At 31.3% G+C, this 22,480-nt stretch carries 23 protein-coding genes; 8 read left to right on the top strand and 15 right to left on the bottom strand.

The genetic code is table 11. The features are described from left to right. Positions 1-188 precede the first annotated feature (188 nt). Positions 189-587 (top strand): hypothetical protein, encoded by a 399-nt coding sequence (locus ABNT61_RS16045; RefSeq protein ID WP_348709733.1) that lies wholly within the window; start codon positions 189-191, stop codon positions 585-587. A 55-nt stretch (positions 588-642) separates the two neighbouring features. On the opposite strand, the gene ABNT61_RS16040 is transcribed toward ABNT61_RS16045, so the two are convergent. The 8 genes from ABNT61_RS16040 to ABNT61_RS16005 form a co-directional block, all read right to left on the bottom strand. Next, positions 643-1,470, bottom strand: coding sequence for a M57 family metalloprotease (locus ABNT61_RS16040; protein ID WP_348743955.1), 828 nt, complete (start codon positions 1,468-1,470; stop codon positions 643-645). Between the two features lie 1,289 nt (positions 1,471-2,759). Further along, on the bottom strand, positions 2,760-3,032 hold the full coding sequence (locus tag ABNT61_RS16035; protein ID WP_348709736.1) for a hypothetical protein: 273 nt from the start codon (positions 3,030-3,032) through the stop codon (positions 2,760-2,762). A 4-nt stretch (positions 3,033-3,036) separates the two neighbouring features. Beyond that, positions 3,037-3,312: an ATP-dependent Clp protease adaptor ClpS gene (locus tag ABNT61_RS16030; protein ID WP_348709738.1), complete on the bottom strand. Its 276-nt coding sequence runs from the start codon at positions 3,310-3,312 to the stop codon at positions 3,037-3,039. Between the two features lie 9 nt (positions 3,313-3,321). Further along, the gene (gene prmA, locus ABNT61_RS16025) at positions 3,322-4,155 is read right to left on the bottom strand and encodes a 50S ribosomal protein L11 methyltransferase (protein WP_348743954.1); all 834 of its coding nucleotides are present in this window, start codon (positions 4,153-4,155) and stop codon (positions 3,322-3,324) included. Then, the gene (tpiA, locus tag ABNT61_RS16020) at positions 4,156-4,914 is read right to left on the bottom strand and encodes a triose-phosphate isomerase (protein ID WP_348743953.1); all 759 of its coding nucleotides are present in this window, start codon (positions 4,912-4,914) and stop codon (positions 4,156-4,158) included. 122 nt (positions 4,915-5,036) lie between these two features. Continuing rightward, positions 5,037-5,525: a TlpA disulfide reductase family protein gene (locus ABNT61_RS16015; RefSeq protein ID WP_348743952.1), complete on the bottom strand. Its 489-nt coding sequence runs from the start codon at positions 5,523-5,525 to the stop codon at positions 5,037-5,039. Then, positions 5,525-5,998, bottom strand: a complete 474-nt coding sequence (locus tag ABNT61_RS16010; protein ID WP_348740659.1) for a TlpA family protein disulfide reductase — start codon at positions 5,996-5,998, stop codon at positions 5,525-5,527. The genes ABNT61_RS16015 and ABNT61_RS16010 overlap by 1 nt, the downstream gene beginning before the upstream one ends. Before the next feature lie 2 nt (positions 5,999-6,000). Then, a complete protein-coding gene (locus tag ABNT61_RS16005) occupies positions 6,001-7,077 on the bottom strand; it encodes an ABC transporter permease (protein ID WP_348743951.1) in 1,077 nt (358 codons plus the stop codon). A 63-nt stretch (positions 7,078-7,140) separates the two neighbouring features. Between ABNT61_RS16005 and pyrF the strand changes: the two genes are divergently transcribed. Genes pyrF through ABNT61_RS15990 form a run of 3 tightly spaced genes read left to right on the top strand, consistent with a single transcriptional unit; the run spans position 7,141 to position 10,015 of the window. After that, the gene (gene pyrF, locus ABNT61_RS16000) at positions 7,141-7,959 is read left to right on the top strand and encodes an orotidine-5'-phosphate decarboxylase (RefSeq protein ID WP_348743950.1); all 819 of its coding nucleotides are present in this window, start codon (positions 7,141-7,143) and stop codon (positions 7,957-7,959) included. Between the two features lie 27 nt (positions 7,960-7,986). Next, positions 7,987-9,234, top strand: a complete 1,248-nt coding sequence (locus ABNT61_RS15995; protein ID WP_348743949.1) for an aryl-sulfate sulfotransferase — start codon at positions 7,987-7,989, stop codon at positions 9,232-9,234. Positions 9,235-9,259: 25 nt separating this feature from the next. After that, positions 9,260-10,015: a helical backbone metal receptor gene (locus tag ABNT61_RS15990; RefSeq protein WP_348722602.1), complete on the top strand. Its 756-nt coding sequence runs from the start codon at positions 9,260-9,262 to the stop codon at positions 10,013-10,015. Here the strand turns inward: ABNT61_RS15990 and ABNT61_RS15985 are convergent. From ABNT61_RS15985 to ABNT61_RS15975, 3 genes are all read right to left on the bottom strand, one after another. Further along, on the bottom strand, positions 9,995-10,180 hold the full coding sequence (locus tag ABNT61_RS15985) for a Lacal_2735 family protein (RefSeq protein WP_348709748.1): 186 nt from the start codon (positions 10,178-10,180) through the stop codon (positions 9,995-9,997). The two genes, ABNT61_RS15990 and ABNT61_RS15985, sit on opposite strands and share 21 nt — an antisense overlap. Positions 10,181-10,241: 61 nt before the next feature. Next, positions 10,242-10,952: a DUF4197 domain-containing protein gene (locus ABNT61_RS15980; protein ID WP_348709749.1), complete on the bottom strand. Its 711-nt coding sequence runs from the start codon at positions 10,950-10,952 to the stop codon at positions 10,242-10,244. Between the two features lie 42 nt (positions 10,953-10,994). Then, complete coding sequence (locus tag ABNT61_RS15975; RefSeq protein ID WP_348709751.1) at positions 10,995-11,162, bottom strand: DUF5522 domain-containing protein; 168 nt, start codon at positions 11,160-11,162, stop codon at positions 10,995-10,997. 259 nt (positions 11,163-11,421) lie between these two features. On the opposite strand from ABNT61_RS15975, the gene ABNT61_RS15970 reads away from it, so the two are divergent. Next, entirely contained in the window at positions 11,422-12,507 is a 1,086-nt protein-coding gene (locus ABNT61_RS15970) for a hypothetical protein (protein ID WP_348743948.1), read from the top strand. 86 nt (positions 12,508-12,593) lie between these two features. Here the strand turns inward: ABNT61_RS15970 and ABNT61_RS15965 are convergent, their stop codons facing one another. Genes ABNT61_RS15965 through hutH form a run of 3 tightly spaced genes read right to left on the bottom strand, consistent with a single transcriptional unit; the run spans position 12,594 to position 16,642 of the window. Then, positions 12,594-13,130 (bottom strand): DUF4136 domain-containing protein, encoded by a 537-nt coding sequence (locus tag ABNT61_RS15965; protein WP_348709753.1) that lies wholly within the window; start codon positions 13,128-13,130, stop codon positions 12,594-12,596. A 12-nt stretch (positions 13,131-13,142) separates the two neighbouring features. Next, positions 13,143-15,137: a urocanate hydratase gene (locus ABNT61_RS15960; RefSeq protein ID WP_348743947.1), complete on the bottom strand. Its 1,995-nt coding sequence runs from the start codon at positions 15,135-15,137 to the stop codon at positions 13,143-13,145. 14 nt (positions 15,138-15,151) lie between these two features. Beyond that, positions 15,152-16,642 carry a histidine ammonia-lyase gene (gene hutH / locus ABNT61_RS15955; RefSeq protein ID WP_348743946.1) on the bottom strand — a complete coding sequence of 497 codons (1,491 nt, stop codon included), beginning with the start codon at positions 16,640-16,642 and terminating at the stop codon, positions 15,152-15,154. A 77-nt stretch (positions 16,643-16,719) separates the two neighbouring features. Here hutH and ABNT61_RS15950 point away from each other — a divergent pair, with 77 nt between their 5' ends. The 3 genes from ABNT61_RS15950 (at position 16,720) to ABNT61_RS15940 (ending at position 19,900) form a co-directional block, all read left to right on the top strand. Next, complete coding sequence (locus tag ABNT61_RS15950; RefSeq protein ID WP_348743945.1) at positions 16,720-17,610, top strand: LysR family transcriptional regulator; 891 nt, start codon at positions 16,720-16,722, stop codon at positions 17,608-17,610. 98 nt (positions 17,611-17,708) lie between these two features. Further along, positions 17,709-19,508, top strand: a complete 1,800-nt coding sequence (locus tag ABNT61_RS15945) for a glycoside hydrolase family 19 protein (RefSeq protein WP_348743944.1) — start codon at positions 17,709-17,711, stop codon at positions 19,506-19,508. An 11-nt stretch (positions 19,509-19,519) separates the two neighbouring features. Further along, entirely contained in the window at positions 19,520-19,900 is a 381-nt protein-coding gene (locus ABNT61_RS15940; RefSeq protein WP_348743943.1) for a hypothetical protein, read from the top strand. Between the two features lie 65 nt (positions 19,901-19,965). On the opposite strand, the gene ABNT61_RS15935 is transcribed toward ABNT61_RS15940, so the two are convergent. Beyond that, positions 19,966-22,119, bottom strand: coding sequence for an alkaline phosphatase D family protein (locus ABNT61_RS15935; protein ID WP_348743942.1), 2,154 nt, complete (start codon positions 22,117-22,119; stop codon positions 19,966-19,968). Between the last annotated feature and the right edge of the window lie 361 nt (positions 22,120-22,480).

The following is a 22,480-nucleotide window of genomic DNA, read 5'->3' as shown; positions in this document are numbered from 1 at the left end:
ACCAATTAAATCTGAAACTCTACACTTAACAGTGTAGAGTTTTTTTATGCATAAAGGCCTTATTTGGCATGATATTAGTTGTTATAATGATAATTACTAATTCTCGGTAAAAGAATGTAAATAACCTCTTTTAAGAGAGTATTTTGTAACTTGCAGCCGATTTAACAAATTAATACACTAATATGCATATGAGAAAAGTTACTCTATTAGCTTTATTTTTATTTGCTTTTTCTTTTTCTACTTTAGCACAAAATAGAGAAGGAACTTTATTCTACTCTACTGTAGAAAAAACCGATTCAATCTATAAAATTAACGTTGATATTTTTGAAGTTGGAAAGATTGAGTACATCGAAGTTCAACTTGTTGATGAAGATAAAAATGAACTCGCTTCTGATATGGCGCAATTAATTGCAAGAGATGGTAAGTATTTTCTTAGTTTTCAAGATAAAGAAACGCCTGTGTATCCAGAAAATATTGATCTTACCTTAAAGAATGAATATAACGATCGAAAGTACCCTCAAATAAATATAAAACTATATGATGGTAGTTTACGAATACTGGATTATTCACAAACCGTATTTTATTAAAAAACAAAACCCGAGGAAAATCCTCGGGTTTTTTAATAACTAAAAAAATGTTTTCTTAGTATAAGTAGTTTAATGCTGTAATGTCATTATTGTTAAACTCTCCATCAGTGCTTCCACTAAAACAAGCTAACATAATTGACGTAGGATCGTATCCTGAAGGAGTTCCTGGGATTGGATTAGCTCCAACACCTGCAGAACCTTCGTTTACATTTTGACCACAACTTTGTCTTGAGAAATAATCTGTGTGACGGAATCCAACTGAATGACCAATTTCGTGGCAAATAACGTGCTCGTTCACGTTGTTGCTAAACCCATCTAATCCATAGATTTGCACCCACTTAAATGGAGCTCCACCTTCCGGGAATCCAGCAGATCCTCCAGAACCACTTTGGTTTGGATTCACATAAACAACCATATCTTTATTTTGGTAATCAGTACCAAAAGTAAGATTAAATCTAATAGATAAGTTTAATCTGTTATAGTTGTTTACAGCCCATTGTAATCCAGTTCTTCCTTTATTAGAAAGACCAAAACCACCACCACCTGTATAACCGATAATATCGATTACAGTATTTTGTGCAACTAAGTTATTAGTGTGATAGTTTTTACCAGATAATTCTTGAAGATTAGGTAAATTTCTTGCCTGATCCTCTGACATATGAAGATCTTTTTCCATTTGAATCATTGGAATTGTACTTCCGTCAGGTAATAAAAAGTCTACCTTTTTAACATCGTTAGTGTTAACATCAAAGTTCGCTAACTTCTCCACAATTTCAGGAGAAACGTCACTTTGTACAGTGTCTGTTGGTTGATCGTTGTTTTCAGTTTGACATGCGAAAAAACTAGCCCCAACTAGTAATAATGCAATTCGGGAGAATTTCATTTTTTTCATTTTTAAATTTAGTTTTTAATGGTTTATAAAAAATTTTTAACGAAAATATAACATTTTATTTAGCTTTTTAACACTTATTAGTTTTTTCACAAAATGTTTTATATTGTTATTTTTTAAACATAAAAGTGTTTATTTCAACATTTAAACTTTTAAATATTAACTAATTAAACATCTAACCTACTAAAACACTAGAGTATTAAAACAAATAAAACAAGAACGATTCGTTTTTAACTCATAGAGTAAAATTTAACATTTAATTAAAACAAAAAACCTCAAGTAAAAAACTTGAGGTTTAAAGTCTAACCAAACTTAGTATAAAAACTAACTACTACTATTTAAAACTATTTACACTTAAAAATTATACTGACTATTTAAAGTCTTATTATTGGGAATTAAACTATCCTAAAAAGGATGTTATATATTTTTTGTTCTTAGTTTCTTTTTTAAAACAACATTTTTAATTTGTTGTTACATTAATTAAGACACACTATTTTTCAAAAAGTCACATATGGACAAATTAAAAATAGAAACCTCAAGTTTTCACTTGAGGCCTCATCGTCTAACCAAACTTAGTATAAAAACTAACTACTACTATTTTACTAACTATCTACACTTAAAATTATACTGACTATTTAAAGTCTTATTATTGGGAATTAAACTATCCTAAAAAGGATGTTATATTTTCAATTTCTATTTTTAGATCACAACTTTATTTCGTTGCTACATTTATAAGACACATCTTTTTCTAATAAGTCACATTCGAACAAACATTTTCTAAAAAAAGAAAACCTCAAACTTTCGCCTGAGGTTTCTTTGTCTAACCAAACTTAGTATAAAAACTAACTACTACTATTTTAACTATTTCTTTATTTAAATGAGAACAACTTTTCTTCGTTGCTCCTATTATTTTGACACATTCGAATTTTAAAAGTCACTCATCGTTAAATTAATTCTGTTTAAAAAAAAGGAACCTCAAACTTCTGTCTGAGGATTCCCTGTCTAACCAAACTTAGTATAAAAACTAACTACTACTATTTTAACTAACTATATATATCTTAAGTCTTACAAAGCCAGAACTTCTTTTTTCTGCTACCATACTAAAAGAAGTTCTTTTATGGGGATTTGGCCTTCTAATTTTAAGGGACAATTCTTATTATTACAATGAACTTTTTAAGTTTATAACAACTCATCTTTCGTTGTTACATTAATTAAGACACATCATTTTCTAATAAGTCACATATGGACAAAAAAAAAGATCAAAAAAATTTGATCTTTTACTTTTAATATAAATATTTCCTTAAAATTACTCGGTGTTCTGGTATTGATTTATCGTAGTTTTTCATCAATAACTCCAGTATTTCTGGAGGTTTAGAGCCAACCTCTTTTTCTGATCCGTATTTGGAAACGTACAAATCGTATTGCTCTTTATTTTTTACAAAAATTAAAAAATGTTCTTCATTCAACGAGGTGTAAGAAATACTATTTCCTTCAAAAGCTCCCGATTTGTCTTCAAAAAAATCAGAAAACTCATAATACCTTAAAACATTTTCCATTCAATTAAACGATTTCAGCAGATAAACCTAATTCTAATAATTTAGTACACCTAGGCTCTAATTCTTTATACTCTCCGGTTTTAACCGCACATTTTCCTTTATAGTGTACTAAAATTGTACACTGCTCAGCTTGCTCTACTGTATGATCACATACGTTTATTAAACTATCTATTACAAAATCGAATGTGTTTACATCATCATTGTACAAAATAATCTCATGTTCTCTTGTCTCTTGGACAAGAACATCCAATTCTTCCTGAATCTTTTCTATTGTACTCATCTTCATCTATTATTTTAAAAACTTAACCGCTACCCAATTATTTCTATTAATAACTGTATCTAGAGTTAAACCGTACTTTCTTGCCTCTTCATTTATGATAGGAATATCCTCTTCATAAAATCCACTTAAAAGTACTATTCCTTTTTCATTTAAACAACTTACATAGGTCTTTAAATCTAATAAAAGGATGTTACGATTAATATTAGCTATAACAACATCATATTTCTTATTAACTAAAAGAGACGCATCTCCTTCATAAACACTAATATGATTACAGTTATTTCTTTCAACATTCTCTAAAGAATTCAAATAACACCAGTTATCAATATCAATTGCATCGATTGGTTTAGCACCTTTCATTTCGGCAAAAATGGCTAGAATTCCTGTTCCACAACCCATATCAAGAACTTTCTTATCCTTTACATCAGTTGTTAATAAATGTTGGACCATCATATGTGTAGTTTCATGATGTCCTGTACCAAAACTCATTTTTGGTTCAATTACAATATCATAAGGTAAATTAGGATTTTCATGAAATGGAGCTCTAATACTAACCTGATCATCTACTTGGATTGGGGTGAAATTCTTCTCCCACTCTTCATTCCAGTTTACCTGAGCTATTTCTTTGTGTGAATTTGAAACTTGGAATTCATCTGATTTAAGAATAAAAATATCACTTAGGATATTTTCATTCCAATCATTTTTATTGATATAGGCAATAACTCCATTATCATTTTCAACAAAACTTTCAAAGCCAACACCCCCTAATTCTGCGATCAAAATCTCAGTACCTGGTTCTTTAGGTGATACTTTAAAAGTGTATTCTATATAAATATTATCCAATTAAATTGATTTTACTATCTCCGAAAAATCTTTGGCTTTTAGCGATGCTCCACCAATTAATCCTCCGTCAACATCTGGTTTAGAAAAAATTTCTTTTGCATTAGCAGGTTTTACGCTTCCTCCATATAAAATAGATACACTATCTGCTAATTCTGTATTGTATGCTTTTGCCAATAAACTTCTAATAAATGCATGCATTTCTTGAGCCTGATCTGCGGATGCAGTTTTACCTGTTCCGATTGCCCAAACTGGCTCATAAGCTAAAATGATTTTATCAAAAGCGTCAGCTGATAATTCAAAAAGAGCATTTTTTAATTGAGATTCCACAACGTTAAAATGATTCTCTGCTTCTCGCTCTTCTAATTGTTCTCCAAAGCAGAAAATAACATCAAAACCATTTTCGATTGCTGTTGTAACTTTTTCAGCTAAACTTTCATCAGTTTCATTAAAATATGCTCTTCTTTCTGAATGCCCCAAAATTACGATATCAACACCAATTGAAGCTAACATATCTGCTGATATTTCTCCAGTATATGCACCATTTTTAGCTTGATGCAAATTTTGAGCAGAAACTTCTATGCTTGATCCTTTCGTTTCTACAACAGCTTGCTGTAAATTCACAAATGAAGGAGCAATTACAACTCTTGTATTCTCTAAAGTAATACTATTCATTTCATTCTTCAACCCTACGATTAACTCATTTGTTTCACTTAGGTTGTTATTCATTTTCCAGTTACCTGCTACAATCTTTTTTCTCATTTTAATACAGTTATGTTGATTTTAAATTAGTTGTCTTTATTAAGTAAACAAAACTAATTTATAATACCGAACACTAAAACAATTGCTCTTATTTTTTTACGAAAACGTAATATTAACTTAAACTACTGTTCTAAAGCGCTTAAAATTCTAATATCATTTGCTTTAATCGCATTAAATACTACAATTTCACCTTGTTCATCTATTACTAAATATCTCGGTATCCATGATAAATCCAAAAATTCACCGAATTCACCATCCCATCCAGAAGGCATTAAATAATGCTCTCCATTTACGTTATACTTTTTTATTCCTTTTTGTAATACTTCTAAAGAGTTATCAATTGATAAGAAGAGAAATACTACATCAGGAAAATCATTCTGTAATTGAACTATCTTAGGCATTCCTTTTATACAATCTCTACACCAAGTAGCCCAAACATCTATTACAACCTTTTTTCCTTTATACTTTTTAATCACATCTTTAAAAGTCAAACTCACTCCATCCATACTTATAAAAGTATCTTCTAAAGCTTTTTGAGAAAATTCAGTTTCATTTCTTTTCGAACAACTCAAAAAAAAGATAAGCGAACATATAAACAGTACCTTTTTCATTATTTCAATTTTTCAGAAACTTTTGACGTTTTATAAACTTCTATTTCTCCCTGTTCATTAATTTTCAAAAACCTTGGAATACTTTTTAACTTTAGAAATTTACCAAGTGCTCCATCTCCTTTTTTAGGTATGTAATAAAACTGACCTTTTGGTTTTACATATTTTAAACCTCTTTTCCAATCATAATAAGAATGATCTACAGAAAGGAAAATGTAAACTTTTTCTGGGTTTTCTTTTTGAAATTTTAAAACATCATCAAAACTATCCTGGCTTACAGGACAATAACTAGCAAAAACTTGAGCAAAAATCTGCTTTCCTTTATTCTTCTCTAAAATTTGAGATAATGTAATAGAATCTCGATCCAGTGTGACTAACTTTTCATTCATTGCATCCGCAGAAAACTGTTTCTTATTTAAAGAAGCACAGCTCGACAACAAAAGAATAGCAAGGATTATGTAAATACTATTTTTCATCTTTAATTCAATTTTACTCTTGGATCTAACCAACTATAAATCACATCTACCAAAATATTAATTGTAATAAACAAAGTCGCTATGACAAGAACACTACCCATAATTACAGGTAAATCTAATGTATTTAGTGCATTTACAATTTCTTTACCTAATCCATTCCAATTAAATATATACTCTACAAATACAGCTCCGGCCAACATTGATGCGAACCATCCTGAAATTGCAGTGATAACAGGATTTAAAGAGTTTTTCAATGCATGATTTTTAATTACTTTATAATTATTTAAACCTTTTGCTCTAGCAGTTCGAATATAATCTTGACTAAGCGTTTCTAATAAAGAATTTCTCATTAATTGAACCACAACAGCCAATGGACGAATTCCCAAAACTAACGCTGGTAATATTAAATTTTTCCACTTAATATAAGTTCCTTCACCAAAATCATCAACTTCATATAAACTACCGGTCATTTCCAAACTCGTATACTCGTGTAAAACAAATCCGAAAAACCAAGCAAATAAAATAGCCGAAAAGAAGGACGGAATACTCATACCAAAAGTACTTATAACTGCTATTAACCGATCAAAAAAGGTATCTTTAAATAAAGCAGAAAAAATTCCTAACACAACTCCTAACAATAACGCTATAGTAATAGAAACAACAGCCAACACTGCAGTATTAGGCAAGGTTTCTTTAATTACCTCACTAACGCTTTTACCATTCTTTTGAAAAGAATCTCTAAGATAAGGATACTTTAACACCATAGTTGTTTGACCAAATTCCAACAAAGACAAATGATTGTATTTTCCCGATGATAATGACGTGTAGCTATCACCTTCAGAACTATGAAATGAAATCGGTGAAACATCATTTAAATAATACAAGTATTGGGTAGATAATGATTGATCAAAACCGTATTTTTTCCTAATGATTTCTAATTGCTTGCTATCTTCTCTTTGTCCCATTAACATTCTAGCCGGATCACCTGGCAAAACGTTAAATAAAAAGAAAATGACAGTAACTACTCCAAATAGAGTTAGAAAACCATATAAAACTTTACTGAAAATATATCGAAACATCTAAAACAAAGATACTAGAAAGTTTAAAATATTTACTTTTGCGCAACTTATCATCTGTAAAAAATGACAACACAACAACTAGTAGCAGAAATTAAACGAAAAAAATCCTTTTTATGTATAGGATTAGATGTGGATTTAAATAAAATTCCAGAACATTTATTAGAGGAGGAAGATCCAATTTTTGCTTTTAACAAAGCGATTATTGACGAAACACATCACTTATGTGTGGCCTACAAACCGAACACAGCTTTTTATGAAGCTTACGGGATTAAAGGTTGGAAAGCTTTAGAAAAAACGATTAACTACATCAATGAGTATCATCCCGAAATTTTCACCATTGCTGATGCAAAACGTGGAGATATTGGAAACACCTCAACCATGTATGCTAAAGCATTTTTTGAAGATTTGTCTTTTGACTCTGTTACAGTTGCTCCATATATGGGTAAAGATTCGGTTGAACCGTTTTTAGCATTTGATAATAAGCATACAATTCTGCTTGCTCTTACGTCAAATCAAGGAGCATTTGATTTTCAAACACAAAAAATTGATCATAAAGAAGTGTATAAGAAAGTTTTAGAAACTTCTAAAACATGGCAAAATTCATCGAACTTAATGTATGTTGTTGGCGCTACTAAAGCTGAATATTTAAGTGATATTAGACAGATTATTCCTGATAGCTTTTTATTAGTTCCAGGTGTTGGTGCACAAGGAGGTAACTTACAGGATGTTTGCAAATATGGAATGAATGAAAATATTGGTTTATTAATCAATTCTTCTAGAGGAATTATTTATGCTGGTAATGGTAAGGATTTCGCTAAAGCTTCGTCTGAAAAAGCGGCAGCCCTTCAGAATCAGATGGAAGAAATTTTAAATTTATCGTAAATTGCCATTCAAACTTTAATTAACACAATGAAAAATAATTTATTCCTTACCCTAACAGCTGCTTTATTATTTTGGTCATGTTCTGATGATACAGAAAAAGCTCCTGTTGTTCCTGAGTTAACCGATGAAGTTTTAGTATACGAACCAGAGAAAATAAGTGATAATCTTGTTTTAGTTTCAGATGCTGGTGCAGACGAAGTTTATTTATTACAAAAAGATGGTAAAAAATTTCACGAATGGACGTTAACTAACGAACTTGGAAATGATGCATATTTAGAAGATAGCGGAAAACTATTAGCGCTATTAAAAACAGATGACGATAAAATTATATTTGGTGGTTCTGGTGGGCAAATACAAGTCATTAACCCTGATAATACTATTGATTGGCAATTTGTATACTCTACAGAAGATTATAATTTACACCATGATATAGAAAGACTTCCAAATGGAAATATTATTGCATTAGTTTGGGAAAAGAAAACAGCTGCTGATGCTCAAGACAGAGGATATCAATTAGATAAAGATGTGTATATCGAATCGGTAATTGAAGTTAATCCTTCAACTAATCAAATTGTTTGGAAATGGAGTTCTTGGGATCATTTGATTCAAGATGTGGATAACACAAAAATGAATTTTGGTTCAGTTTCAAATAATCCACAATTAATAGATATTAACTTTAATAACTTAGATAATGGTGATATCATGCATGCAAATGCTATAGAATATGATGAAAAAAATGATATCATTTTTATTAGTGTTAATTTCTATCACGAAGTTTGGGTAATCGATCATAGTACTACTACTGATCAAGCAAAAACTGATACAGGAGGAAATTATAATAAAGGAGGAAACTTATTATATCGATTTGGTAATCCTTCCACTTCAAAAAACACTGGAACACAGTTATTCTCTAACAATCACGCCTGTAACATTATTAATGATAACTTACCAGGAGCTGGTAATATGTTAATTTTTAACAACGGATCTGCACAAAGTCAATCTGTGGTTCATGAATTACAACTTCCTACTCCTTTCGACTTTAATACTGCTCCTACTTCTGTATGGTCATTTACTGATTCAAACTTATTCTCTTCTAAAGTTTCGGGTGCTTACAGAACTGAAAATGGAAACACTATTATTACTGAAGGAGACTTTGGGTACTGGGAAGTAACAGCATCTAAAGAAGTAGTTTGGAAGTATAATAAAGGAGGTTTTTTCTGGAGAGGATATCCATACAAAACTAATAGTACTGCAGTTGTAAATCTTAAAAATTAAGATTATCATCAAAGACACTTCAAAAGTGAAAAATTATAAAAGAATTATATCTCTAGTTCCAAGTCAAACTGAACTTTTATTTGACTTGGGATTAGAAGATAATATAGTTGGTATCACAAAATTTTGTGTACACCCTTTTCATTTAAAACAAACCAAAACTATTGTTGGTGGCACAAAGAATATTAAGCTAGATAAAATAAAAGCTCTAAATCCTGATATTATTCTTTGTAATAAAGAAGAAAACACAAAAGAAATTGTGGAGGCATGTTCTGAAATAGCTGAAGTTCATGTTTCCGAAATTTATACGTTATCAGACTCAATTCAACTTATTGAAACCTACGGTTCGTTTTTTTCATGTAGAACAGAAGCTAAGAATATCATACAAAAATTAAATTTTAAGTTAGCTGACTTCGCAGAATTCATGAAAGATATTCAACCTAAAAAAGTAGCCTATTTTATATGGAGAAATCCATGGATGGTTGCCGCGAACAATACCTTTATAAATCATATTCTTGAGCTAAATAAGTTTGAAAACATATATCAGAACAAAGAAAGATATCCTGAAGTCGCGCTGAAAAAAATACGTCTCGAAGGTGACCCTGATTTAGTTTTTCTTTCATCAGAACCCTATCCTTTCAAAGAAGAACATGCTTTTGAAATTGGAAGATGTACTCATCATGCTAAAACAGTATTCGTTGATGGAGAACTATTTTCATGGTACGGCAGCAGAATGTTAAAAGCTTTCGATTATTTCAAAAAATTACACGAGAGAATTGTCTAAGTAATTTACTCTATTAATTTTTTCTCGAATTTTCATTGCTTTGTAAGATGCCATATCACTTTTTGCCTCATCAACGTATCTGTAATCTTTAGAACGTTCCACTAGTTTAGTGTATCGTTCTTCCAAGTGTTGCTTGTATCGATTTAGTTGTATTACGCGTGACATTTGTTAGTTAGTAATTCACATTAAATATAACAATAAAAATCTGAAATTCAAACATTTAACACTATCTATTATCCTGAAGCGCAAAAACGCGTCTCAGCAAATCTGTATTACGTAAACCTATCTTATTTCTAATTCCTTTTTCTTCAACTGCAATCATAGTAAACACTCCTTCTAACGCCTCTGTCGTAACATAATCTGTTAAATCTGGATTTACTTTTGAAACAAAAGGAATGCTATTGTATTTGTTGATCAAATTTGCCCAAATCTTATCTGCCCCTACTTTACCGAAAGAATTTTTAATTACTGGATTAAACTTATTATAAAGTGCAGAATTTGTTTTTCCTTGTAAATAAGAAGTCGCGGCATTATCGTTTCCTAATAAGATATTTTTAGCATCATTAAACGTAATATCCTTAACAGCACTTACAAAAATCGGTGTAGCTGTTTTAACAGCATCTTCCGCTGCTCTATTTAAAGCCTTAATACCTTCATCTGCTAAACTACTTAAACCAATTTTACGTAATCCTTTATCAACAGCTTGTAGTTCCTTAGGAAGTAAAATTTTAACAAGTTCGTTTCTGTAAAATCCATCTTTAGCAGTAAGTTTCGAAACTTGATGTTGAATTCCGTTATCCAATGCTTGACGTAATCCTGCTCCAATTTGCTCCTGAGTTAAAGCTCCTCCTTGAGGCAATTGACTTGCGATTTTTTGTAATTCTGCACAGGCAACAAACTGTAATGCCACGAAAAATAATACTACTCTTTTCATCATTTTAAACTTGTTTATTGTTTTGATACTTTATTTATGAAAAAGTCACACTTTTTTAAAGCTATCTGTTTTCTTATCGTAACCATATGGACAATGCTTACATCCGCTTTTACAACAGTAACCTCTTCTTAAATGATATTCTTCCTTAAAAACTCTATAGCCTTGCTCATTTACATAATATTCATCTGGTGTAGGCTTCAATATTTTTTTCATATTACAAATATCAAAAAAGATGTGCTAAAAGTAAAGACTTATATCATACAATCTAAATAAAACCATATAACATCTTTCAACATCCTATTCCCATACCTTAAATAATAATCCTCATACTAAAAATCCGATCGCTCATTCTATTTTTTTACAAATCAGCGCTTTATTTCTTCAAATTTGATTAACAATTAAAAATAAACTTTTCAACTAATTAGAAATTAACTGAAAAGTTACAAGGAAAGTAATAACTAAACTTATTAAAATGGATACAAATAAAACGATTCAGATTGAGCCTAAATTAGATGGAAGTGTAATAGCAACAGCTAATGTTGGAGTTAGTCCAGCTGCTATGGCAATGAAATCAAGTTCTAAACATTTATACGTTGCAAATAGTAACAATTACTCCATAGGAGGTAGTGATTCTGTAACAGTAATTGACGGAAATACTTTTATGCCATTAAAAACTATCTCAGATAGTTCTTTTAATCAGCCTTTTGGGCTTACTTTATCTCAGGATGAAAGCAAACTTTATGTAGCAAACTCAAATAGCACAACAATAAGTGTAATAGATACTCAAACAAATGAAGTTACTGGCGTAATTGATGGATTTAACGGACCTTCAGCAATGGTAATTCACCCTTATACTAAAGTCGGTTATGTGATTAATTATGGAGCTATCTCTACAAGACCTTCTGGTGAAGGTAATACAGTTACTGTAGTTGATTTGGAACACGAAGTAATTGTGGAAAGAATACAATTACATCCTTACGGTGTATTTCCTGCAGCACCGGCAGCAATAGCAATTACACCTGATGGTGGGAATATTTATGTTGCTAATTACGTTACAGGAAATCCAGGTACAGGAACTGTAATACAAATATCAACAATTACAAATACTATTGTAAACGAAGTTAAAGGATTCTTTGGACCTTTTTCAATTGAAATTGATACTGAAGGAAAAAACGCATATATCACAAACTTTGGTAGTAATAATTTTGCACCATATGGAACTACAGTAAGTGTTTTAAGTCTTGAAGATAATAGTGTAACTGAAATTTCTACAGGAGGAATTCAACCTTCAGGATTTGCATTATCCAAAGATGGAAGGTTTGGACTTGTTTCTAATTACAACACTCTATATAGAAGCGGAGCTCCAAATTTCACAGGCTTAACTGCTGGACAAGGGACTGTAAATGTAATTGACCTTAAATCGAACAAATTACATCCAATAACAATTAATGTGGGACAAGCTCCTGGATCTATTTCTATAAGTCCAGATGGAAATTACGCTTTCGTATCAAATTATATTGGAAACACTGTTAGTGTTATCAAAATGTATCAGGATTAAACCGAAGAAAAAGTTGATATTTCATTTAATAAAAAACGCAAGATGTACATCTTGCGTTTTTATTTCATTTACTTTATAAAGTATATTTATTTTTTATCTGAACCTGGAGGATATTTCTCAAGGATTTCTTTGACAAACTCTTTAATTCTAGCTTCTCTCTTTTCAATATTTCTGAAAGCTAACGCTCCAGATCCTATTCCTTGCCAAATTAATTCTTTCTTACTGGCATCAATTATATCAATAAACAAAGTTCCTTCTGTATATTGATTCACATTTAATCGACCTGCTCCTCCCCACATCCAAGGGTTCCAACCCCAACCGAAGCCCCAGCCCCAGTTATCATTAACATTAATTCTTTCTCTAGATTTAGTAAAAAGACTTACTAATACATCTGGTGTAGATGACTTTTGCATTCCTTTAGCTAATAATTCAGCTTCAATCGCTCTCATTATTCTTTTTTTATCCAAATCAGAAATTGGAGCTTTATCAATTCCAGGTTTATAAAAAGCAAAAGTTTGATATTGATTGAAATTTGCTTTCGTATCATAATCTGTCGCTACTCTAACTGAGCTACAAGAAGTAATTAAGAATACTAAAAAAGGTAAAAATTTTACATACTTCATGATCATTGAGTTTTAAAAGTTGTTAAACAAAGAATCGTCTACTAAGTTAGGCAAAGTAACTTTAAGTTTATTCTCTGCCTGCATAGCACGTTTAATTGCAAAAACAGCTTCTTCGTTTCGAGCCCAACTTCTTCTAGCGATTCCGTTATTTACATCCCAAAAAAGCATTGATTTTAAACGCTTTGACGCTCCTTTAGTTCCATCAAGAAGCATGCCAAATCCTCCGTTAATAACTTCTCCCCAACCAACTCCACCTCCATTGTGGATTGATACCCAAGTTGCACCTCTAAAACTATCTCCAATTACATTATGAATAGCCATATCTGCGGTAAATCTGGAACCGTCATAAATGTTAGAAGTTTCTCTGTATGGAGAATCTGTTCCAGAAACATCATGGTGATCTCTACCTAAAACAACCGGACCAATTTTTCCTTTCTTAATTGCCTTATTAAATGCTTTGGCTATTTTAATTCTTCCTTCTGCATCAGCATATAAAATTCTTGCTTGAGAACCTACAACCAATTTATTCTCTTGCGCACCTTTAATCCATTGAATGTTATCGGCCATTTGTTGCTGAATTTCTTTTGGAGAATCTTTCATGATTTCCTCTAGAACTTCACACGCAATTTGATCAGTTTTTGCTAAATCTTTAGGTTTTCCTGAAGCACAAACCCAACGGAATGGACCAAATCCATAATCGAAACACATTGGTCCCATAATATCTTGAACATAACTCGGATACTTAAACTCCCTTCCTAATGTTGGATTTTCATTCATCACCTCTGCTCCTGCTCTACTCGACTCTAATAAAAAGGCATTTCCGTAATCAAAGAAATAAGTTCCTTTTGCAGTATGTTTGTTAATTGCTTCTGCTTGCCTACGAAGAGATTCTTGAACTTTCACTTTGAACTCTTCTGGATTATTTGCCATCATATCATTAGCCTCTTCTAATGATAATCCAACTGGGTAATAACCTCCTGCCCAAGGATTATGTAAAGAAGTTTGATCTGAACCTAAATCAACGTAAACATTTGCTTCATCAAACTTTTCCCAAACCTCTACAACATTTCCTAAATAAGCGATTGAAACTACTTCTTTATTTTCTTTAGCTTTTTGAACTCTTTCAACTAAAAGATCTGCATCAGAAATCACTTCATCAACCCATCCTTGAGAATGACGCGTATGAACAGCTTTTTCATTTACTTCTGCACAAACCGTAATACACCCAGCAATATTTCCTGCTTTAGGTTGTGCTCCACTCATTCCTCCTAAACCAGCTGTAACGAACACATTTCCTTTTGGTGATTTACCTATTTTCCTAAATCCATTTAAGACTGTAATTGTTGTTCCATGAACAATTCCTTGTGGACCAATGTACATGTAACTTCCCGCCGTCATTTGTCCGTATTGAGTAACACCTAATGCATTAAACTTTTCCCAATCGTCTGGTTGAGAATAATTAGGAATCATCATACCATTTGTAACTACAACTCTAGGAGCATTTTTATTAGATGGAAATAATCCCATTGGATGACCAGAATACATGACTAATGTTTGCTCATCTGTCATTTCAGATAAGTATTGCATTGTTAATAGATATTGAGCCCAATTTTGAAAAACCCCACCATTACCACCGTAAGTAATTAATTCATGAGGATGTTGTGCAACTGCATAATCTAGGTTATTCTGAATCATCAGCATAATAGATTTTGCTTGCGTAGATTTTCCCGGATACTCTTCAATAGCTCTTGCTTTCATTTTGTAATCAGGACGGAATCGATACATATAAATTCTACCATACTTTTCCAATTCCTCAGAAAACTCTGGTAATAATTCTTCGTGATGTTTTTTATCGAAATAGCGCAAGGCATTTTTCAATGCTAATTGCTTTTCTTCTTTTGTAAGTATTTCTTTTCTTTTTGGAGCATGATTAATCGTTGTATCATACTCTTTTTTTGATGGTAAAACACTTGGTATTCCTTGTTTAATCTGTTCTTTAAATGTCATGATATACTTACTTTTTATACTACAATAAACTCTTTTCCTCTTACTAAACTGATCATTGCGTTAATATCATCTTTTAACACTCGATCCTCCTCTAACTTAGCAACTTTACTTCTAATTAATTTGAAATTACTTTCTATAATTTCTGAAAATGTATTTGGTCTTCTGAATTCCATTGCTTGTGCAGCATACATTAATTCTATAGCTAATATTTTCTCTAGATTACCTAGAATCTGATTGAATTTTCTTCCTGAAATACTTCCCATTGAAACATGATCTTCTTGTCCTAATGAAGTTGGAACACTATCAGCCGAAGGCGGAAAACAAAGAGACTTGTTCTCTGTTACCAAAGCTGCTGTAGTATATTGAGGAATCATAAATCCAGAGTTCAAACCTCCCGCTTCTGTTAACAATCTCGGCAAACCGTATTTTCCTTCCAGTAACAAATAACTTCTTCTATCTGAAATATTACCCAATTCAGCAGCAGCAATAGAAGCATAATCTAAAACCATTGCTAAAGGCTGACCATGAAAGTTTCCTCCAGAAATTGCTTCTGTTTCACTCAGTACTATTGGGTTATCTGTGACCGAATTCATTTCTATTTGAGCTAAATCATTTAAATGATTGAATGCATTTCTTGATGCACCATGAACCTGAGGCATACAACGAATAGAATATGGATCTTGCACACGATCACATTCTAAATGATTTTCAACATTTTGAGAATCTTTTAATAACATTCGAATACGCTCAGCTACTTTGATGTTTCCTTCAAAAGGACGAATAGCATGAAGCTCTGCTCTAAAAGGTGAAGCACTTCCTTGGAATCCTTCCAAACTCATAGTTCCTGCAACATCAGCTAAATCTAAAAGATACTCCATCTTTTTTAACCCAATAATTGCATGCGATAAAATGAACTGGGTTCCATTAATTAATCCTAACCCTTCTTTAGCCATCAAAGTTAAAGGCTTTAAATTATGATTCGCTAAAACTTCTTTTGCAGGCAAAATCTGATCCTCAACCCAAAATTCTCCTTCTCCTAACAATGGTAAAAATAAATGCGATAAGGGAGCTAAATCTCCAGAAGCACCAACTGAACCTTGTTCTGGAACTACCGGTAAAATGTTATTTTCTATGAAATAAATAATCCGATTGATCATTTCTAAACGCACACCTGAAAACCCTTGACACAATGCATGTACTTTACAAATCATCATGATTTTGGATAATAACTTATCAATAGGTTCACCCACACCAACAGCATGTGTAATCAATAAATTCTCTTGAAGTTTACTTGTTTCTTCAGGTGTAATTTGTACATCACATAAGGGTCCGAATCCTGTATTTATTCCATAAACTGCAGCATCAGAATTTGCCATGGTTTCAACCTTTTTTCTACACTCATTCACTTTCTTTTTAGCTTCATCAGTAATTTCTGCTTTCAAATCATTATTTGCAATAGCTAAAACTTTATCTACTGTTAGGTGATCTATTCCGTATTTAAACATGTTTCTAGTTCGTTTTATACAAAATTACCTTTATTTTTGATGCTTAATAATATCATTTTTATCAATATTTAATAATTATGAGTTATCAATTAGAGTTAAGACATCTTAAATACTTTTTGGCTGTAGCTGAAGAATTACACTTTAGAAAAGCCGCTGATCGATTGTTTATATCTCAACCTGGACTAAGTAGACAGATTAAACAAATGGAAGATGATTTAGGTATTCAATTATTTGAACGACATAATAGAAAGGTTGTTTTGACTCCTTCTGGAAGGTATTTAAAGTCAGAACTTACTAGGAATTTGAAAAATTTAGATAACATCATTAATCATGCAAAGCTTATTCATGATGGAAAACAAGGAAAATTGGAATTTGGTTATGTAGGTTCTGCCATGCAAGAAATTATTCCAAACGTCTTAGTAAAATTCAAAGAAAAACATCCCGATGTTCAGTTTGGTTTAACAGAAATGGACAACCAAAAACAAATTGATAATTTATTGCATCAAAAAATAGATATTGGTTTTGTGAGATTAGACACTGTGCCTAGAGGATTGACTATTCAACCTATTATAAAAGAAAACTTTTGTTTGGTTTTACCCAAAAATCATCAAATTAATTCTAAAAATTTTAAAAGTTTACAAGAATTAAAAAATGAATCTTTTATTCTCTTTGATCCTTCTTACAGTCCTTCTTATTATGAAAAAGTGATGCAAATTTTTACTGATAGTGGATTTACTCCAATTGTTTCGCATAATACAATACATGCTGCTTCGATATACAAATTAGTGGAAAACGGTTTTGGATTATCTATTGTTCCGAAATCTTTACAATTAGGATATAATATGAATGTTCAATTTATTGAATTGGATAACATCAACCAACATACAACATTGTCTGTAGTTTGGGATGAACATAATAGGAATCCCGTTTTGCAATCGTTGATTAACACTATTCAAAATTCATTCTAATAAATGCTCTTTTCAATTTAATTTAAAATTTATTCAAAATATTGGGTAACGTTTTTCAATTTACCTAACATCAGAATAACTAATAAAATAAATTGCTTATGAAATTTAAATTAAGAGGTTCAACAAACCTACTCAAAATTGTATTATCCTTGGGGATTTCTATATCACTTTGGAATTGTAATAATGATGATTATGACAAACTAACTACCAACGAACATACTAATCATGAAGAATATAAGAATCCTTTTCAGAAGATTAGTTATTCAGAACTAGTAAGTGATTATGACTTTGGTCATAATATAAAACTTATAGAAAAGCATTCTGACGATCTTATAATTAACAAGCAAGCACTAAAAAGCCTCAACAAGAATAACGATTATAAGAAAGTTAAACTCTCAATCCTAAAGACTCAAGTCATTAAAATCGAGAAAAACAACACTATGACATGGACTTTTGAACTAGAAAGAAACTTATTCAAAAAATCTGATTTTGAAAATTTTGTAGTTCGCAAATCTAATGGAACTTTTACATATTTTCTTATAAGTTATTCTGACACAAAACATAACTCAACTCAAGGTAAAGGGAGTTCTTTCTCTTTTGAAATTGCAGAAGAAAATTTAGATTTAGAAGATATCCCTCTACAATCAAGAGGAAATGCTTTAGATTGGGCTCCAACTGATGATGGTGGAGGTGGTATAGACACTTCTGACCCATGTGAAGGTATTTGGATTCCAGAATACAAAAAATGTGATTCTCAAGGTAATGCCGATGGACATGGACCTGCGATCCAACTTGATGGTTCTTATTGCAGTGGAAGTGAATTATTAGGTTATATAATAGATTTTTCTCATTGTACTGGTGGAACCTATAATACACCTAATGGACCAAGTCATGACTCAACAGACCCAGGCAATCCAACCGGATCAACAGGTGGTGGTGGAAACACTTCAGATATTGCTAATTCATCTGGAAATGATAATGATAATAATTCAGAAACTTTAGTTTCAACTCCTATTGATCCAGATGAAAATAATAGATGCCCAGACGGTTTTATTAAAAACCCATCAACGGGGAAATGTGAATCTATCTGTAAAGGTGGAAAAATCTATGATCCTGTGACAAAAAAGTGTAATTGCCCTGATGGAAAAAAAGAAGATAGCAATGGTAACTGTGTGGATGATTGTGATACAACAAAAAAAGACCTTAAAAAAATATTTCCAGATGCAACCGATAGTAATTTAGAAAAAATAGCAAATCACATTAACACCTATGGAAGAGAATTTGGTATTGATAATAAAGAAAAATTACGACATTTTTTAGCTCAAGCAGGACATGAAAGTAAAAGGATGAAAGCTTTTGAAGAAAACTTAAATTATCAATGGAAAAAACTTGCAAAAGATTATTGGAGAAAATATTTTAATTTGCACACTGATGGAGATAAAGATCCAAATAAGGAAGACCCAAATGATTATAAACGTTCTTCAACTTCTTTATATGTTAATGTAGAAAAATTTGCAAATCATGTATATGATGATGCTAACAGAGATGAAGCTTATAAATTAGGAAACACATCAGCTGGAGATGGTTACAAATATAGAGGCAGAGGCATTATACAATTAACAGGAAAATCAAATTATAAAGAGTTTAATACTTTTTATCAAGAAGAGTATGACTCAACTAAAGATTTAGTAAATAATCCCGACATCCTAAAAACAGATATGAAAATCGCTGTAATTAGTGCTCTTTGGTTTTTTAAAAATAAAGTGATAGACGAACTGAAAATTGATGGTACAACAACTGTTACGATGGTAACAAATAAAGTAAATGGAGGATATAATGGACTTGAGGATAGAAAAGAATTATATAATAAAGCAAAAACAAATATTGACTGTAAATAAATTTAAAAATCATGAAACATTTAAAAATAACCTTTCTTATCGTATTAGTATTTAGTTTAGTAAGCTTTACAATACAACAAACTACACAAGGAGATAAAGAACTAATTATTGGAACATGGATTCCTGAAGGGTGTTCAAATTGTAAATTAGTATTTACACAAGATGGTAAATTATATGATTATGTAGAAGGAAACCTATATAAAACTTATGATTATAGTATTAGAGAGTCTACAGCTGCAAATGGAGTAACTTTTTCTTACTTAAAAAAAACCAATGTAAATGACTCAAAAGATTCCTCTGAATATGATATAAATGGAATAAGTGAAACAGTTATGTATTTAGATTATTTAGGCGATAGGAGTGCAAAACTACTTAAATATACCAGGCAATAAAAAAAGATAAACAAAAAAAGCATCCTAATTAAGGATGCTTTTTTCTTTATAATGAAACTACAAGTTTACTTCACGATAAATTGTTTTGTAATAGTTTTACTTCCAACTTTTACCCTTAAAAAGTAATTTCCTGCTGCTAATGATTCCGCATCAAAACTTACATTGTAGATTCCTATTTCTTGCTTTTTATTAATTAGCACATCTTTCACCTTTTGTCCGTTACTATTTAAAATTACAATAGATAATTCTGTTGGATTTTGTAATAAATAGTGAACATTTCCAGAAGTTTGCATTGGGTTTGGATAAACTCCCATTAGAATTGCACCTTCATCTATAAGATCTGTAGAATTATGAATTGTTTCTGCTTGTTCTCCGTATCTCGAAGTCGCATTTGCAGGCGTATTTGTTGCTCTAATTCCGCATCCGTTTTTATTCACATAGTATCCTTTATAATAAAACTCTCCTGAGTTTGGAACTTTTACATCACGAATATAAAACCAATCAGCTTGTACTCTTTCTTCCTTCACATCTAACACAAAATATCCGTGCGCATCTAAATCCACTTCTTTCATATGACGGTTTAAAAGCTTGGTGTAAAACTCTGCCAGTCCAGTTGCGATTCCGCCAAAAGCATCTAAATTTTGAGAAGTAACACTTGGTACAACAAATTCAGAACCAATACACTCGCGTCCGTATTTTAAATCTCCTGCAAACGTACTGTGAATATCACCTGTTAAAACAACTACATTATTAATATTGTTATTAGAAATGTGTTGATATAAACGTTCACGTTCTTCTTCATATCCATCCCAAGCATCACTTGTTGGAACCCCACTATAATTCATCATCATAACCTGGTTTCCAATAATTTTCCAAGTCGCTGATGAAGTTGATAATTTACCTAACAACCAATTGAATTGTGCTTGACCTAATATTGACTCATAAGTTGCTTTTCTAGCAAATTTATTTTCAACAGCTGTTGCCTTTACAAGAAGGTCTTTTAATTTTGATTGATCTTCTTTAGAAGATAAATTCCTACTTCCAACATTTTTATAATTATAAGCAACTTGAGCAAACTTCTGAATTACATATCTTAATTCTTCTCCTGTTAACTTTCCTTCTTGAATAAAATATGGAGCAATTTCTTCGATAACTTTCTCAAAATCTTCAATTGATTGTAACGATTTACTTTCAACTAGACTTTTAACTTTTGACTGCAATTCTTTCTTTACGTTCTTCGTTAACTTTTGAGTAGTTGAAACCGTTTCATCTCTTCCTTCAATTCGTGTATCTAACATTAATAAGTCAGCTAAATCTCCATAAGAAAAGTCTCTATATAATCTATATTCCTGAATCGAATTTGCTCGAACCGGCATCCATTCAAAATAAGCTTTGTAAGCATTATTTTTTCGAACTTCCCAACTTCCTTCCGTTGATGGATCATGATTTTCTGCACCAAATTTATTGGCGTCATTGGAAAACTCATGATCATCCCATATTAAAATAAACGGATGCTGTTGGTGCAATTTTCTCAACATCGGATCCAATCTGTAATAAGAATAACGAACTCGATAATCACTTAAAGTTACAATCTCATTATTAGGTAAATGCCCTCTTCCAACCTCTTCGCTATATCCATATCCGCCAGTTTCATATTCATAAATATAATCTCCTAAATGAATAACAGCATCGATATCAGTTCTATCTGCTAATTCTTCATAAGCATTGAAATATCCGTTTTGGTAGTTAGAACATGATACGACGCCAAAACGAACATTACTAACATTTCCAGTTGGAGAAGTTCTTGTTTTTCCAATTTCAGATTTCTTTCCTAATGCTTCGAACTGAAAATAATAGGTAGTATTTGGCTGCAAACTTCTTACATCTACTTTTACCGTGTAGTCCTTTCTTTCGTCAGTGACGATCATTCCTTGTTGAACAACATTTGTCATCGATGTATTTGTTGCCACTTTCCAAGTAACATTAACATCCGGTTGATTCGTAGTAACGCGTGTCCAAATAATAACTGCATCTTTTAAAGGATCACCGGAAGCCACTCCGTGGTAAAATGGAGCTAAAGCAGCATTGAAATAATTTTCTATACCAGCAGTATTTTTTCTTCCAATTTTAGTAACTACAGTTTGTTTTTGAGCTTGAAGTGCGAATCCTCCAGTTAACAAGACAACAAAACATAATACTTTGAGTTTGTTTTTTTTCATGATTTCGGGGTTGATTTTTGGTTAATTTTTCGCGAATCTAATTGTTAAAACTTCATTTTATTATGCGCGCATAACAATTAACTCAATGATAATTTTTTTAACATTTTTATATTCTTACCCCAATAATTACTAACTTTTACTTGATGATTTCTTTACGTTAGAATCCTAAAGAAAACTGAAAATAGACTTTGTATATTTGACTTCAACTCAATAGACTTAATTTGATTTTTATATCGAAATATATTGTTCCGAGAGGCTATGTGGGAATCACATTATATCCTTTTATTTTTTTGAAAAACAAAGAATTAAAAGAAAATGAGGTTTTGGTAAATCATGAAAAAATTCATTTAAGACAGCAGAG

This window comes from Tenacibaculum sp. 190524A05c, assembly GCF_964036595.1.
GTDB lineage: Bacteria > Bacteroidota > Bacteroidia > Flavobacteriales > Flavobacteriaceae > Polaribacter > Polaribacter platacis.
The sequence above is the reverse complement of the archived record's forward strand: the minus strand, read 5'-3'. Positions and strand labels throughout refer to the sequence as shown.